1 protein-coding gene and 1 pseudogene are annotated in these 877 nt (G+C 66.8%); both read left to right on the top strand.

The window, feature by feature from the left end; genetic code table 11:
* On the top strand, positions 1–666 hold a 666-nt coding region (locus tag K2F54_RS18915), incomplete at its 5' end, for a Mu transposase domain-containing protein (RefSeq protein WP_431193900.1).
* A pseudogene (locus K2F54_RS18910) lies at positions 663–877 on the top strand (ATP-binding protein); the annotation flags it as partial. The gene K2F54_RS18915 and the pseudogene K2F54_RS18910, both read left to right, overlap by 4 nt.

Here is an 877-nt window from a genome sequence, read left to right as displayed (position 1 = left end):
GGCTCGCGCCTGAGCGTGTTCGATGCCGAGGAACGACCACTGCTGCGGCCGCTGCCGGCGGTCGCGTTCGAGATCAGCCGGTGGACGTATGGGCGCCGGGTGCAAAAGAACGGCCACGTGGTCTGGGAGAAGAACTTCTACTCCGTTCCCTACGCCCATATCGGCCGCGCGGTGGATCTGCGCGTGACGGAGAGCATGATCGAGGTGTTCGGCGATAGTCAGCGACTGACCAGTCACCTGCTGGCACCGGCAGGCGTGACAAATGAGTGCCGCACGCATGACGCCGATCTGCCGGGCGGGCCCCGATACCGGCAATGGGACTCGGCCCGGGTCCGAGAATGGGCCGGTCGCATCGGCGAGAACGCGGTGACTGTCGTGAACCGCATCTTCGAGTCCGTTCCCGTCGACGAGCAGGGCCTGGACGCGGCCCTGGCGGTACTACGCCTCACCCGCCGCTACTCGGCGGCGCGGGTCGAGGCGGCCTGCCAGATCGCACTGGCCTCCCGGGTCCGGTCGCCCCGGTATGCGCATCTGCGCCCGATCCTGGAGACCGGACAAGACCAACCCGGCAAAAGATGGCCAAGGTTCGAACCCACCGAGACGGCCTCCGCCGAGCCGTCCGGATACGTCCGAGGCGCCGACTACTACGCAGGAAAGACACGATGACGCGCATCGATGGCGAGAGCAAACGCAAGCTCCGAGAGATGGGAGTCGCCTCGCTGGTCGACGCCCTCGAAACGCAAGACGACACCCTCACCCTCGGGATGCCTTTCGAGGAACGGATCAAGCTCCTCGTCGATGACGCGCACGCGACGTTCACCCACGCGAAAGTCGAAGGCCTGATCCGCCGGGCCGGGCTCCGCTACCCGAACGCCGA

This window comes from Cryobacterium inferilacus, assembly GCF_019599185.1.
Taxonomy (GTDB): Bacteria; Actinomycetota; Actinomycetes; order Actinomycetales; family Microbacteriaceae; genus Cryobacterium; species Cryobacterium inferilacus.
The sequence above is the reverse complement of the archived record's forward strand: the minus strand, read 5'-3'. Positions and strand labels throughout refer to the sequence as shown.